The organism is Janthinobacterium sp. B9-8 (assembly GCF_000969645.2).
Lineage (GTDB): Bacteria > Pseudomonadota > Gammaproteobacteria > Burkholderiales > Chitinibacteraceae > Iodobacter.
The window spans coordinates 4,038,922-4,051,924 of sequence record NZ_CP014222.1 but is presented as its reverse complement, the minus strand read 5'-3'; the positions used below and the strand labels follow the sequence as shown (position 1 = coordinate 4,051,924).

Annotated in this window: 16 protein-coding genes and 1 pseudogene; 2 read left to right on the top strand and 15 right to left on the bottom strand. The window is 48.2% G+C overall.

The features are described from left to right. Positions 1-147: 147 nt before the first annotated feature. Genes VN23_RS18250 through VN23_RS18240 form a run of 3 tightly spaced genes read right to left on the bottom strand, consistent with a single transcriptional unit; the run spans position 148 to position 1,921 of the window. Entirely contained in the window at positions 148-891 is a 744-nt protein-coding gene (locus VN23_RS18250) for a TlyA family RNA methyltransferase (RefSeq protein WP_046351638.1), read from the bottom strand. Continuing rightward, positions 891-1,190, bottom strand: a complete 300-nt coding sequence (locus VN23_RS18245; RefSeq protein ID WP_046351637.1) for an MliC family protein — start codon at positions 1,188-1,190, stop codon at positions 891-893. The genes VN23_RS18250 and VN23_RS18245 overlap by 1 nt, the downstream gene beginning before the upstream one ends. Beyond that, positions 1,190-1,921, bottom strand: a complete 732-nt coding sequence (locus tag VN23_RS18240) for a pseudouridine synthase (protein WP_046351636.1) — start codon at positions 1,919-1,921, stop codon at positions 1,190-1,192. The genes VN23_RS18245 and VN23_RS18240 overlap by 1 nt, the downstream gene beginning before the upstream one ends. A 189-nt stretch (positions 1,922-2,110) precedes the next feature. Here VN23_RS18240 and VN23_RS18235 point away from each other — a divergent pair, with 189 nt between their 5' ends. After that, positions 2,111-2,485 carry a SirB2 family protein gene (locus VN23_RS18235; RefSeq protein WP_046351635.1) on the top strand — a complete coding sequence of 125 codons (375 nt, stop codon included), beginning with the start codon at positions 2,111-2,113 and terminating at the stop codon, positions 2,483-2,485. A gap of 51 nt (positions 2,486-2,536) precedes the next feature. Here VN23_RS18235 and moaC read toward each other — a convergent pair whose 3' ends face one another. From moaC to VN23_RS18180, 12 genes and pseudogenes are all read right to left on the bottom strand, one after another. Then, positions 2,537-3,061 (bottom strand): cyclic pyranopterin monophosphate synthase MoaC, encoded by a 525-nt coding sequence (gene moaC, locus VN23_RS22225; RefSeq protein WP_046351725.1) that lies wholly within the window; start codon positions 3,059-3,061, stop codon positions 2,537-2,539. A 51-nt stretch (positions 3,062-3,112) separates the two neighbouring features. Continuing rightward, positions 3,113-3,664, bottom strand: a pseudogene (gene mobA / locus VN23_RS22220) (molybdenum cofactor guanylyltransferase MobA); the annotation flags it as partial. Between the two features lies 1 nt (position 3,665). Further along, entirely contained in the window at positions 3,666-4,130 is a 465-nt protein-coding gene (gene moaE / locus VN23_RS18225; RefSeq protein WP_046351634.1) for a molybdopterin synthase catalytic subunit MoaE, read from the bottom strand. Then, a complete protein-coding gene (locus VN23_RS18220) occupies positions 4,130-4,381 on the bottom strand; it encodes a MoaD/ThiS family protein (protein WP_046351633.1) in 252 nt (83 codons plus the stop codon). The genes moaE and VN23_RS18220 overlap by 1 nt, the downstream gene beginning before the upstream one ends. Before the next feature lie 27 nt (positions 4,382-4,408). Beyond that, positions 4,409-5,110, bottom strand: coding sequence for a DUF4197 domain-containing protein (locus tag VN23_RS18215; RefSeq protein ID WP_046351632.1), 702 nt, complete (start codon positions 5,108-5,110; stop codon positions 4,409-4,411). 71 nt (positions 5,111-5,181) lie between these two features. Beyond that, positions 5,182-6,360 (bottom strand): molybdopterin molybdotransferase MoeA, encoded by a 1,179-nt coding sequence (locus VN23_RS18210; protein WP_046351631.1) that lies wholly within the window; start codon positions 6,358-6,360, stop codon positions 5,182-5,184. Next, positions 6,347-6,901 (bottom strand): molybdopterin-guanine dinucleotide biosynthesis protein B, encoded by a 555-nt coding sequence (gene mobB, locus VN23_RS18205; RefSeq protein WP_082752841.1) that lies wholly within the window; start codon positions 6,899-6,901, stop codon positions 6,347-6,349. The genes VN23_RS18210 and mobB overlap by 14 nt, the downstream gene beginning before the upstream one ends. Positions 6,902-6,994: 93 nt before the next feature. Beyond that, positions 6,995-7,663, bottom strand: coding sequence for a carbonic anhydrase (locus VN23_RS18200; protein WP_046351630.1), 669 nt, complete (start codon positions 7,661-7,663; stop codon positions 6,995-6,997). A gap of 235 nt (positions 7,664-7,898) precedes the next feature. Then, entirely contained in the window at positions 7,899-8,645 is a 747-nt protein-coding gene (locus tag VN23_RS18195; protein ID WP_269465458.1) for a peptidylprolyl isomerase, read from the bottom strand. Positions 8,646-8,736: 91 nt separating this feature from the next. Next, the gene (locus VN23_RS18190) at positions 8,737-9,471 is read right to left on the bottom strand and encodes an MBL fold metallo-hydrolase (protein WP_046351628.1); all 735 of its coding nucleotides are present in this window, start codon (positions 9,469-9,471) and stop codon (positions 8,737-8,739) included. Then, positions 9,468-10,061, bottom strand: coding sequence for a hypothetical protein (locus VN23_RS18185; RefSeq protein WP_046351627.1), 594 nt, complete (start codon positions 10,059-10,061; stop codon positions 9,468-9,470). The genes VN23_RS18190 and VN23_RS18185 overlap by 4 nt, the downstream gene beginning before the upstream one ends. 181 nt (positions 10,062-10,242) lie before the next feature. Continuing rightward, positions 10,243-12,063, bottom strand: coding sequence for a TolC family outer membrane protein (locus tag VN23_RS18180; RefSeq protein ID WP_197432952.1), 1,821 nt, complete (start codon positions 12,061-12,063; stop codon positions 10,243-10,245). A 365-nt stretch (positions 12,064-12,428) separates the two neighbouring features. Here VN23_RS18180 and VN23_RS18175 point away from each other — a divergent pair, with 365 nt between their 5' ends. Next, complete coding sequence (locus VN23_RS18175; RefSeq protein ID WP_231743298.1) at positions 12,429-12,944, top strand: transglutaminase-like cysteine peptidase; 516 nt, start codon at positions 12,429-12,431, stop codon at positions 12,942-12,944. The last annotated feature ends 59 nt before the right edge of the window (positions 12,945-13,003 follow it).

Sequence of the window (13,003 nt, the reverse complement as noted above, 5' to 3'; positions counted from 1 at the left end):
CTCAGCTTAAGAAAAATGAGCCGGAGTGATGCTCCCGTAAGGTGGGTTAACGGGGTTGTTCGCCGATTTTAGGTGGACAAGCTCGCGTAACCCAACCTACGAATTCCCTAAAGTTGGCAGGACGAGGGTTTCTCCAGCTGTTGCAATCTACACAGCAAGAGCATAAATAAAAAACTCACGATTGCCATCGCCGCCTGTGATTGGGCTGGCGAAGTAATTTTGAACTGTAAATCCAGCCGCCTCTGCGGCTGTTTTTATTTTGTCTTCTACCTGTACGTAAAGGCTTTCATCTTTCACGATGCCGCCACGGGCAATGCCTGCTTTGCCTACTTCAAACTGAGGCTTTACCAAAAACAGCAGCGTGGCTTGTGGCTGCAACATGGAGCGCAGTGCTGGCAGAATCAGCGTCAGCGAGATAAACGACACATCGCCCACAATCAATTGCAGCGGCCCATCTTGCACCCCGGCAATCAGCTCGGGTGCTAAATGGCGGGCATTGACGCCCTCAAACTGCACCACTCTGGCATCACTGAGCAGCTTTGGGTGAAGCTGGCCGTGGCCCACTTCCACCCCAATCACTTTGCGTGCTCCCGCTTGCAGCAAACAATCCGTAAAGCCACCGGTAGAAATCCCCACATCGAGCACCAGCCAGCCAGCCACATCCACACCAGCCTGCTCTAAAGCGCCCGCCAACTTAAACCCGCCACGGGAAACAAAGCGATCGCTCTCGTCGCTCGCTACGACGAGCGGCAGATCTTTTGCGAGCTTCTGACTGGCTTTGGTCATGATCTTGCCAGCACAGCTTACGCGGCCTGCCTCAATCATGCCTTGCGCAGCAGTACGAGAAGGGGCGAGCCCCTGCTCTACTAATAAAACATCCACACGCAACATTAATGCACCGATTTCTTTTGGCAATCTTTAGCAATAATGGTGGAATTGCGCTCTAAAAAGCTATCGTTGCCCTTAGTCCACCACTGCCACTCACCATTACCCCAAGCTGCGCCACTGGCCGTGCGCTGCTCATCCAAATCATAAATACGGCCATCAACACGCAAACGCACATGCGCCATATCGGCACTAGAGGTCACGTAAAATGACGCGCCACTTTTGCATTGATACGAACCTGTAATTTCATTGGGCGTGGCGTAAGCCATACCGCTAAGCAAAACTAAAACCAGTGCGCGGAGCATTAGAATTTCTCCGAGGCAGCAAGATAGCGCCATTTTCCCGGCGGTAAATCACCCAGTAAGACGCGGCCAATACGAATCCGTTTTAGCCCAACCACTTCTAAGCCGACTAATTCACACATGCGGCGAATCTGGCGCTTTTTGCCTTCTCTCAAAATAAAGCGCAGCTGATTTTCATTTTGCCAGCTTACACGAGCAGGCTTCAGCGCCTTGCCATCAAGGCTTAAGCCATGATTCAGCTTTTTCATCCCCTCGCTGGAAAGCTGGCCTGACACACGCACCAGATATTCTTTTTCAACATTCGAGTTCTCACCGATCAAGGTCTTTGCCACGACGCCATCTTGCGTCAGCACCAGCAAACCTACCGAATCGATATCCAAACGCCCGGCAGGTGCTAAATCGCGCATATGCGGCGGCACAAAGCGAATACCGCTGGTGTCCCCCTCCCAATGGTTATCCGGCACCACCAGCGCTACCGCAGGGGTGTAGCCTTTTTCTGCCTGACCAGACACATAGCCCACCGGCTTATTCACCAAAATGGTCACACGCCCGGCTTGAGTGGCTTTTGCCGCAGGCTCTAGCGTCACGGTCTGGCTAGGTAAAACCTTGCTACCCAATACATCCACCACCACGCCATCGACCTTTACCCAGCCCTTGGCAATATATTCATCGGCCTCACGGCGCGAGCAAAGACCTAGTTCAGCTAAGCGCTTTGATAAACGTAATTCTTCCATACACTGTTATCCTTTCATTCCACTGACCATGCTTGCCTGAAATTCTAAGCAGGCAAGCTGCATCTTTCACAAGGGCATCGCGCATCAAATAAACATATTTTGATTAAATACAAATAATCGCAATACTCAAGACGAGCACATGTCATTAAGATGCAGAACTCACCATTTTCGCACGAGAGAGCCCTCACGATGGAATATCTTGCTGTAAAACATCTACATATGCTGTTTATTGCCCTATCACTAGGGCTATTTTTACTGCGCGGGGGATTAATGCTGGCTGAATCTGCACGCTTGCAACAACGCTTCTTTCGTATTACCCCGCATATTATCGATACTGCACTTTTAATTAGTGCAATAAGCTTAGCGATGATGTATCCGGGGCCCAAAGCATGGCTGGGTGCCAAGGTAGTTGGCTTGCTGGTGTATATTGTATTGGGGACGATTGCACTAAAACGCGGCAAAACCAAAACCATCCGCACCTGTGCTTTGATCGCGTCGCTACTCACCTTTGCTTATATTATTGGTGTGGCATTTAGCAAAAGTGCATTCTTGGGATTTGCATAAGATACGCTTTGACAGGTGGGCCAGTAGCTCTTGTGCCCACCGCTACAAAAATTAAATCGTATGGCTAGCCTGCCAATGCCCGGATTTACCGCCTTGTTTTTCCAGAAGACGAATCTGCGACATAATCATGCCGCGATCTACCGCTTTGCACATATCGTAGATAGTTAGCAGCGCCACATTGAGCGCCATCAGCGCTTCCATTTCTACGCCTGTACGCCCGACTGTTTCAGCCGTCACTTCACAACGCACTAGGCTGCCCGCCCGATCAATCACAAAATCAACACTCACACTGGTCAGTGGAATCGGATGGCAAAGCGGGATTAAATCGGCGGTACGTTTAGAAGCCATAATACCTGCAATCCGTGCCACGCCAAGCACATCGCCTTTTTTATGGCTGCCCGTTTCAATTAAATGCAAGGTAGTGGGCAACATGCGAATTTCGCCCACGGCCCGAGCAATGCGGTGGCTATCTACTTTGCTACCCACATCAACCATATGCGCTTCACCATTAGCGTTGAAATGCGTTAGCCCCGATGGCGTATCAGCTTGATTCTGATCGGTGGGCCGGTAAGGCATAGGGATGGTGTCAACCCCAGATAAACGTGCCGCACATACGGCTAAATCATCTTGGGTATTCAGGTTTGGAAAAGCCAAATCAGGGAAATCAACATACTGAAGCTTCAGGCTTTCTTGCCAAGCCGATAATTTAAGCTCCTGCCGCGATAATCTATCCATCAAAGATGGCAATACATCATGCCGCAACATGCAAATCGTTGGATGGATTTGCCCATCAGGTGTACGTGCTACCACCACCTGTGCTTCGCTCTGCTCTATACACTCTAACAGCCTGCCTACCAAATCAGCAGGCAAGAAAGGCACATCGCAAGGCAAAACCAGCAGATATTCCGCGGGGGACGCCAGTAAAGCAGAATGAATGCCTGCTAAAGGTCCGGGGTGGCCGGGATAAACATCGCGTAAAACAGGCGAGCCAAAGCGCGCATAATCGGGCAAATTCCGATTTGCCGAGATCAAAATATGATCCACAAGCCGAGTCTGCCGCGATAGTGCTTCTAAGCTCCATTCAACCAAAGGTTTACCTGAAAGCTCAACCAAGCCTTTATCGCGCCCGCCCATACGACGCCCTTCACCGCCAGCCAGAATGACTGCATCCAAAATCATCTTAAACCACCCTCAAGTACTGCCAGCGATCGAGCGCGCTCTGATCGCTCTCTCGTGCATCAACCCATTCCAGGCAAGCGCCACTCCCTTCTTTTTTCCAGAATGGCGCCTGTGTTTTTAGAAAATCCATAATAAATGCATTGGCTTCATATGCAGCCTGGCGATGAGCTGATGCCGTGAGTACAAGCACAATTTGCTCCGCAGCGCGTAAATCGCCTACCCGGTGAATCAGCGTAACCGCCTGTAAAGGCCAGTGATCACACGCCTGATCAACAATTTTGACCAGTGATTTTTCTGTCATGCCCGGATAATGCTCAAGACTCATCGCAGTAATGCTGCCATCCAGATCCCGCACCCGCCCGACAAAAGCGACCATCGCGCCCATCTCGGCCCTGCCATCAAAGCGAGCGTATTCGGCAGCAAAATCAAAATCTGCACTTTGTACTTGAATTCGGATCTCAGCCATCATCCCCCCGTCACAGGCGGAAAAATCGCCACCTCTGCGTGGGCCGGAATCAGCTCATGCAAGCTCGCCATTTCCTGATTAATGGCAACACGAAATACCTTACTCCCCGACAGTTCATCTGCCCAAACCCCACCACGCTCTACCAAAATAGCAATCAAGGCCGCAACCGTAGCAGGCACAGGCAGGGGCAGCGCTTCTTCGCTACAAGCAAATACATCACGCAACCGGGCAAAATATAAAATACGAATCATTGATTAAGGGCCTAAATTACGAATATTTCATTGGCCTACCGTCAGTAAACCAAATGTCTTTTTAGCGAGCTTACCCGCCGCGGCCAGCGGATCCTGACGAATCGCGCGCTCTTCATCGGCAATCACCAGATATAAGCCATCTAAAGCTTTGCGTGTTACATACTGCTCCACAGTTGCGTCTTCAGCTTTCAGCAAACCCAACCCTGACGCCTTGGCAGCTAGCGTATTGTATTGCTGAGCCAACTGCAGCTTTGAAGTAGTTTGCCGTACTACCGGTAAGAATTGTTCAGACAACTGCGCCTGGCTTACCGATTTAAAATATTGCGTAGCGGCATCATCTGCGCCTAGCAAAATATTTTTTGCGTCTTGCACGCTCATTTTTTTAACCGCATTAATCAGTAATTGCTTAGCACGGGGCACGGCGGCTTCTGCTGCGCGATTCATCGAGATTTGCAAATCATCGATCGATGGCCCTAAGCCTAAAGTGCGCAGAATCGGCTCTACCTGGCGCATCGTATCTGGTAAGGGAATACGGACTTTTTCGTTGGCTAAAAAGCCATCGCTTTTACTCAATTGCAAAGTGGCATTGCTCACGCCTTGCATCAACGCTTCTTTTAAACCACCTGAGGCATCACGCTCGGAAAGTAAATCAAAACCACCTGCCAATACGGGCAGCGCGAGCAGGGAAAGTAAGCCAAGTAAAATGCTACGCCGAAGATTCACTTTCATATCAAGATCCCGTAATTAACGCGAGTCTTACGTAAATGGAATAAATTGCAGCATAGCATTAATCCCCCGATTCAACGCATGCCATATAAAGGAATAAACGTCACTTTATCTCCGACACTAATCGTTTCGCCCACGGCAATATCCACTAAACCCGTTCCCCATACCACAGATGTTAATACCCCCGAGCCTTGCTGAGGGTAAATCTCTACCTGCCCCTCACTATTTAATCTGCCCCGCAAAAATTCGCGGCGATTGCCGGTTTTTTTCCATTCAAATGCAGCGCTTAGCTTAAAGCGCAATGGCTCTGTATTTAAACAAGCCAGCCGAGCCAATAAAAAAGGGCGAACTAATAAAAGAAAGGTAACAAAACTAGAAACAGGATTCCCCGGTAAGCCAATAAAATCGCACTCACCAATTCGCCCATAAGCAAATGGCTTGCCCGGCTTAATAGCGATTTTCCATAAATCTAATGTGCCAAGCTGCTCTACCACCGCTTTAACATGATCTTCTTCGCCTACCGAAACGCCGCCCGAAGTAATCAGCACATCGTGCTCTTTAGCGGCCTGCTGCAAAATATTTCTAGTCAAAGAAGCATCATCAGGAACAATGCCCAAATCGGTGACGATGCAATCATCTAATAAAGCAGTAATTGCATAGCGGTTTGAATTATATATTTTGCCTGCCGTCAGCGGCTGGCCCGGCTCCAGCAGCTCGTCCCCCGTCGATAGGAGCGCTACTTTCAAGGGACGCTTTACAGATAGCTCCGCCACGCCAATCGACGCAGCCAGACCAATCGCCGCTGCGCTTAAGCGACTGCCAGCGGGCAGGATCACCGTGCCTGCTTCAATATCCTCACCGCGCAAACGAATATTGGCGCCTAGTTTTACTTTTTGAGTGATATAAACCAGCCCATCCTCACAGCGACAGTCTTCCTGCATGACCACCACATTCGCCCCTGCCGGAATAGGCGCACCTGTAAAAATTCTAGCGGCGTCCCCCAAACCCAATGCCTGGCCCACTTCACCCGCAGCAATTCGCTGCACCAGCGAAAAACAAGCGCGCCACTCCTCACCCATATTCAGTGCATAGCCATCCATGCCACTATTATCGAAAGCAGGCACAGCCATTTGCGAAACCACATCTTCAGCCAACACGCGGCCACAGGCCTGATTTAAAGATAATGTTTCAGCAGCCTGTGAAATACGGGCTTGCGATAATAAACGGGATAAGGCTTTATCAAAATCCAGCATGGCAACTCGCAGCAATAAACGCTGCAATCGCTGCAGCTTGGTTAAGATCGAAAACAGGCAGGTGACTATCCGGCGAGAAATCGCTGGCAATGGCGATGATGTGCTCATCATCTAAGACGGGAAAACCGGCACGACAGACTGCTATTTTGGGGATAGCGGCCGCTTTAAAGCCTTCTACCAAAACTAAATCTACCGGCGCTAAGCAGGGCAGCAATTCATTAAGTGGCAAAGCCCCCTGATGCAGCAGCGCAAAGCCTTGAAGCGATGCCAGCAATACCTCCCCTGCACCCGCAGCCCGAAAGCGCGCGGTGTCTTTGCCCTCAGGCTCAAACTGCACTGCATGATGGGTATGCTTGATCACGCTCACTGAGAGGCCCAGCAGCGCTAATTCTGGCAGTAATTTTTCTATCAGCGTGGTCTTACCACTGCCCGACCAGCCTGCAATACCTAACACACACTGAGCAGAGGGCAGCGCAGGCGGCGGATCAGATTCAAACGGCAGCTGCGAGGAGAAGTTTGGTTTAAGAGAAATTTCACGCATTTTTAAGGCAATAACTCCTTATTTTAAAAAGAGTGCATGGAATATCGCTCAACCCAGCGCTCCTGCTGCTGGCCAGCTTTGCCTCACTCTTCATTAAAGCTTGATAGAAAAATCCTGCGCAGGCAAAGCGCTGACAAGCGGCTGAAACTGCTTAGTTTCATCATCAAAGCCCAGCAAAGCGCCGTGCTCAAAATCAAAAAACCAGCCATGCACGCTCAGTGCATCAGTGCCCAAACGCTCTTTAATCCATGGGAAAGTTTCAAGATTATCTAAAGAATCACGGATCGCTTCCAGCTCGCAGGCGCGATACTGGATGGCTTTATCCGCGTTAGGCAGTTGTTGCAGGACACGCTCTTTTGCCTTGCTGGCAATATGAATCCAGCGGCCAAGAAAATCATCTTTCTCTACAATATCCGAGCTATCCATCAGCCCTTTAATACCCCCACAGTGGCTATGCCCAAGCACCACAATACGGCTGACATTCAGCACAGTAACAGCGTATTGCAAGGCTGCAGATACCCCTTGATTGGTAGTCCCCTGCTCAAAAGGAGGCACCAAATTGGCCACGTTGCGAATAATAAACATCTCGCCAGGCGCACATTGGGTCAGGATGGCGGGATCAACGCGGGAGTCACAGCAGCCTATCAACACGGTGGTTGGTGTCTGGCCTGCTCGTAAACGGTCAAACAAAGCAGTTTCGCCAGCAAAGTATTGCTGTTGGAATTCACGAAAACCTTCAATAAACTGATGCAAATCGGCCATAAGGGTAAACCCGTAAAGAAACGCGCTGATTATCCATCAGTTTGCGATAAAAATCGCTGTATCTATCGTAATGACTTACAAAATTTATGCATTTTTAGTATTTTTCAGGCTTAATCCAAGCCCTGCCGGCGTCATGGCTGCACTGTTTTATCAGCAAAATTAAAAATGGCCAGCATCGCTGACCATTAAGTATTGCTCTAAAAGAGCATGCCTCTAAAACAATACCACAACAGAATTAAGCAACGGCTGGCTCTGTGCCTGGCAAAGTGTAGCCTTCAATCTTGGCTGCATTAACCAAGGTTTGCAGGTACTGATTCATTGCACGGCGTGTGGCCATATTGCTTAAAAACTCGGCCAACTTTTCTTTAACTTCATCAAAAGAAACGGTTGCACCTTCTACTTTGCTGCCTGCGCGAATAATATGCAGACCAAACTGAGTTTCTACCAGATCAGCAGCCACTTCGCCGTCATTCAAGCTAAATACCGCTTGTTCAAATTCAGGCACCATTTGACCGCGGCCAAACTGGCCCAGATTGCCGCCTTGCTGGCCAGACGGGCAAGCTGAATGTTCAAGAGCCAGCGCTGCAAATTTTTCCGGATTGGCTTTTACATCGGCCAAAACCGCATTGGCGGTTGCACGAATCGCGTCTAAAGAGCCTTCTTCGCTTGGCTTAAACAAAATATGGCTGCCTTCAACCATTTCACCACGCACAAAAGACTGTGGATTATTATCGTAATATGCCTGACAAGCGGCCTCGTCTGCATCTGGCACTTTTACTTCTGTTTGCAGCAATAAACCAATGGTTTCTTCCGGGCTGCCCGCTTCAATAGCAAGGCCAGCGGCGCGTTGCAGCAACAGCTCGCGCAAAATCAGCTCTTGAATGGTGGCATCCAACATCGATGGTGCATCTTGATGGTGCTGGCTTTCAGCTTCGATCATTGCATCGGTAATTTCAACGCCATTAACGGTGATACTCATCATCTTCCTTGAATGCTTTATTAGTTAAGAAATTGACATGGGGGCTGAATGCACGCATTTCCAGCCCCCACAGAAAATTCCTCAAACCAATCAATCAAAAAAGTCCTACATGCAGCTCGTCAAACCAATTAATAAAACGCTCAACATCTTCACCTGCGTATACCGAGCCGTGCTGCGGGCAAATCATATCTATCTTTAAGCTAGCCACCTTCTCACACCAGGCTCGCTTTGCGGTGTTAGAGCCCATCCAGCGCTTATGAAAGCTTTCTGCAAAACGAATATGCCGATCGAACTCAGTCACAAATAAATCACTATTACCCTCAGGCAATAATGCAGAGCCGATGTCGGCGGAAAACAAAATCTTAGCCAGTGGGTCATACAGATGAAAACAGCCGGGCGAGTGTAGATAATGAGCTGGAATTGCATTTAAATGCGCACTACCCACCACAATCTCCCGCCCTAAATCCGAAATGGGGCTCATGGTTTCTGGCTTGCCGCCAAAATGCGGTACAGATGTCACCCATAGCTCAGAAATATGACACTTCATTTCTGGATTAAATTCTAACCAGAGGGCAAGTGAAGAAACCACATCCGGGTCTTGATGCGAGGCAAACATACCTTGAATTAATCGCGGATCAATCACGGTACTCACTGCAGAAAACACCGCTGGAAAAATCTCTAAGCCACCGGGGTTGGTAATTAAAGCCTCACCCGTATTGCTGATCACGTACTCATTGGTATCTATTAAATAATTGGGCCGCTCCGGATCGCGTGAAATAGCAAACCAACGATGATCGTCCTGCTCAAACAGTATTTGCGCTTTCTTCATTTCATCTTCCCAGAGATACGCCTCAGTTCTTCTAACCTTGGTACGATAGAATCCACTTTTCGGGCAAAATCATTGGATAGCTCTGCCAGCACATTCGAATGCTCGCCCGAATAGGCCGATTCAATTCTGGCTGCACGCGCAATAACCACACCAAAAACACAGGCTTGGTAAGCTTCATCAATATATTCTGCCAAGCGCTGATGCACCATGCGTAAGCGTTCAGAATTCTCATCTGCAGCCTTACGGTTTCGTCCAAGTGTTTCCGCCAAATAGCACGTGTTTTCAGTAGATAGCTCGGAGGTGTGCGCCAACATTTGACTGCGCCGGTCCTGGATCATGCTGTGCGACGACTCTGCCAGCATATCTTGGCTGGCACTACTCAGTCGGTTCATACTGCCTTGTAACTGCAAAGATAATTCACGTAACTCACCAGAAATCACCCCAAAGCCCCGCGCCATACGGCCCGCTCTTTTAGCCAATAAAATCGCGTTTAAACCCATTAAATTAATCTCAAAACAATTCCAAATCACCATCTTGATATTCTCATTAATCAAAACGGTGTTTTGTAATTCAGCTGCGATATCCGCCATGAGCTAGCCTCCGTAGCTCGTCCCCAATAACGAGCTATTCCTTTATAGATCACTAAGTCGGCGGAAAGAAGCGTAAGCACTCATCAATCAAAAAACTGACTATATAAGTGAGCAAGCCGCTCTTGGCAAAAAAATAGGCCTTCCGAAGAAGGCCCATTTAAAAACTAAGCGCTATAAAAAATTAATATGCCTTACCGCTAGTCACTTTCTCAGATTTGATCTTCCACTGCCCGCCCTGCTTCACCATCTCTAAAGTTTTGCCCACCACATCGGTGTAATCCTTAGATTTATAGCTTTGGCTAAAGCTTGCTTCTGCTTGGGTTTCGCTTATTTGTTTCAGCTTCATTTTATCCAGAGTAATCGTCAAATCGCCCTGCTTGGCTACACGTGCACGACGGAATGCTTTCCATTTATCCACACTCATACCGTTGCTTGGTACAAAGCTATCCGCATAAAACGCTAAGTAATCATCAACCCGCTTCTCTGCCCAAGCTTTCGACCATTTATCAGCCAGATCATTACCAAACTGCGTTAGATCTTTGCTCACGGGTACGGCATCTTTAGGCACTTCAGGGGCTGCAGCGGCAGGCGCTAGCGATGGGCGATTCGCCATAACCGCATCCCGGTCCATATTGTACGCAACAGGCATCTCTGCGCTGCAGCGCACGCGCTCATCATCCAGCTGGTTGTCACTAAGTGCTTCCGGCATTGCGGCTTCCAACGGAACCAACTTTAATGCAGAAAGCAATTGATGAGTCTGCGTTAAAATACCTGCCTCAGACGTTTTCAAATCATAAACCGCAGCCACAACCGCACGTTTAGCAGTAAATAATTCGTTTTCTGTATCTAATAAATCCAATAAGGTGCGCTGACCAATATCAAATTGCTTACGGTAAGCATCACGTGATTTTTCAGTAGAAAGCTGATGCTGATCGAGGAACTTCATTTGCTCGTTCAGGCGACGCACATCATTCCAGGCAATTTGCGTGGTTTGACGAATATCACGGCATGTTTTATCTCGCAGCTCGTAAGCCGAGTTAAGCTTTTCAACTGCACCACGCGTACGTGCACTATCACGGCCACCGCTGAACAAGTTGTAATTCAAATTAAGCTGAATCGTGCGATCTTGAAAAGTGCCGTTGATATTATCGCGATCGCTATCAATCGCTTGCTTAGCAACTAATTCAAGTTTTGGATAGTTATTTGACTTGCGGGTTTCTGCATCACTACGGGCCGAGCGGATATTCGAGACCGCCGCCAAAAAGCCTGGGTTCTGTTTTAAAGCCATTGCTAAAGCAGCATTGCCTTCCTTAGGCAAAGCCGCACGTAAATCTTGTGCGGGAGCTAATGAGGCAGCAGGGGCTTCACCTACAATCCGTTGGAAACGTGCAGATACATCGTGCAAATTAGATAAATCTGTCAGCCAGTTAGATTCAGCCAAAGCTAGACGACCAGAGGCTTGTTCTAAATCAACCCGTCGTCCTACACCGGCTTTAACCCGCTCTTCGATCTGGCCTAAAATTTCTTTGTGTAATGCGTAATTATCTTGAGCAAGGGCAACCAATTCCCGATAGCGCAGCACATCCTGATAGGCGCGCACACTTTCATACGCAACCTGATCTGATGAAGAGAGCAGCTCGTAATAACGAGTGAGCCTTGCATAGCCTAAGCGCTGAACTTCATTGCTTGTCGCAAAACCATCAAATAACATCTGGCGCAAAGTCAGCGAAGCACCGGGATGATTAAATCCACCGGTATCGCCGCTTGGCCGCTTTTGCCACTCTCGTCCGGCGTAAGCTTGAAAATCCACCTGCGGCAAATAACCACCACGTGCAGCAGCAACATCCTCAACTGAGGCGCGAAACTCAAACCAGCGAGCACGCAACTCCGGATTATTAGTAATGGCCCGCTCCGCCGCATCTTGCAAAGTAGCTGGGGCGGCAGCTTGCACACCTATTCCACTGAATGCCAAAGCAAGGGCAAAGCAAAGTTTCAGATTCATATTGATTAATCCCATGTGTAATTCACAAGTAGTACTTTTTATGTAGCAGCTCATTGAGCTGAATTATCTTATTGATTGATACAGGTAAATTATAACCTTACCATTATTCTTTCGCCCATTACATTTATAATTGTAAGTTGGACAATTGTAGTGAATTAACCCACTATAAGAATAGCTCCCTAAAACTATTTAGACAGATGCATCAGCGCACTCCCTATCCCTTACATAAAAAAGCAATCTGGCTCTTTCTTGGCCTATCTTTCGCCTTGCCTGCTGCTTCTAACCTTGACTTTGATCGTTTGCAAAAATCCTTAGTGCAGCGCTGGGGCCAAACCCCCGTTCGCCTATTCAGTGACTGGCAAACTTTGACCAATGATGCGCGTAATGTTGCTGAGCCTGATAAGTTAAAGCGCGTTAATGACTTCTTTAATCGCAGAGTTCAATTTAGCGACGATCAAACTGTTTGGAGTGCTGCCGATTATTGGGCTACCCCCATTGAAACCATAGGCAAAGGCGCCGGAGATTGCGAGGATTTCGCGATCATTAAATATTTCAGTTTAAAAGAACTAGGTGTTGCAAAAGAGAAACTACGGCTTACTTACGTTAAAGCTAAAATCGGCGGTGCATCAAGTAATATTAGCCAGGCGCATATGGTTCTTACCTATTACGCCACGGCCGATGCAGAACCATTAGTCCTTGATAATTTACTAAATGATATTCGGCCTGCCTCACGCCGGCCTGATTTAACACCTGTATTTAGTTTTAATAGTGATGGCATTTTTACTGGTGCTGCCGCACAGCCAACAGGCCCAGTCGATAAACTATCTCGCTGGAAAGATTTAATTTCAAAAATGAAAGCCGAAGGCTATGAAACAGATTAAATATGTAGTTCACAATACAGCACTATAAAATTTGAAACTATTCTATTCAACGGGCATTG

Bases quoted from the DNA above. Each gene is read 5' to 3' on its own strand.
- VN23_RS18250 (WP_046351638.1), bottom strand. From the start codon at position 891: ATGTTGCGTGTGGATGTTTTATTAGTAGAGCAGGGGCTCGCCCCTTCT.
- VN23_RS18245 (WP_046351637.1), bottom strand. From the start codon at position 1,190: ATGCTCCGCGCACTGGTTTTAGTTTTGCTTAGCGGTATGGCTTACGCC.
- VN23_RS18240 (WP_046351636.1), bottom strand. From the start codon at position 1,921: ATGGAAGAATTACGTTTATCAAAGCGCTTAGCTGAACTAGGTCTTTGC.
- VN23_RS18235 (WP_046351635.1), top strand. From the start codon at position 2,111: ATGGAATATCTTGCTGTAAAACATCTACATATGCTGTTTATTGCCCTA.
- moaC (WP_046351725.1), bottom strand. From the start codon at position 3,061: ATGCCTTACCGGCCCACCGATCAGAATCAAGCTGATACGCCATCGGGG.
- moaE (WP_046351634.1), bottom strand. From the start codon at position 4,130: ATGGCTGAGATCCGAATTCAAGTACAAAGTGCAGATTTTGATTTTGCT.
- VN23_RS18220 (WP_046351633.1), bottom strand. From the start codon at position 4,381: ATGATTCGTATTTTATATTTTGCCCGGTTGCGTGATGTATTTGCTTGT.
- VN23_RS18215 (WP_046351632.1), bottom strand. From the start codon at position 5,110: ATGAAAGTGAATCTTCGGCGTAGCATTTTACTTGGCTTACTTTCCCTG.
- VN23_RS18210 (WP_046351631.1), bottom strand. From the start codon at position 6,360: ATGCTGGATTTTGATAAAGCCTTATCCCGTTTATTATCGCAAGCCCGT.
- mobB (WP_082752841.1), bottom strand. From the start codon at position 6,901: ATGCGTGAAATTTCTCTTAAACCAAACTTCTCCTCGCAGCTGCCGTTT.
- VN23_RS18200 (WP_046351630.1), bottom strand. From the start codon at position 7,663: ATGGCCGATTTGCATCAGTTTATTGAAGGTTTTCGTGAATTCCAACAG.
- VN23_RS18195 (WP_269465458.1), bottom strand. From the start codon at position 8,645: ATGATGAGTATCACCGTTAATGGCGTTGAAATTACCGATGCAATGATC.
- VN23_RS18190 (WP_046351628.1), bottom strand. From the start codon at position 9,471: ATGAAGAAAGCGCAAATACTGTTTGAGCAGGACGATCATCGTTGGTTT.
- VN23_RS18185 (WP_046351627.1), bottom strand. From the start codon at position 10,061: ATGGCGGATATCGCAGCTGAATTACAAAACACCGTTTTGATTAATGAG.
- VN23_RS18180 (WP_197432952.1), bottom strand. From the start codon at position 12,063: ATGAATCTGAAACTTTGCTTTGCCCTTGCTTTGGCATTCAGTGGAATA.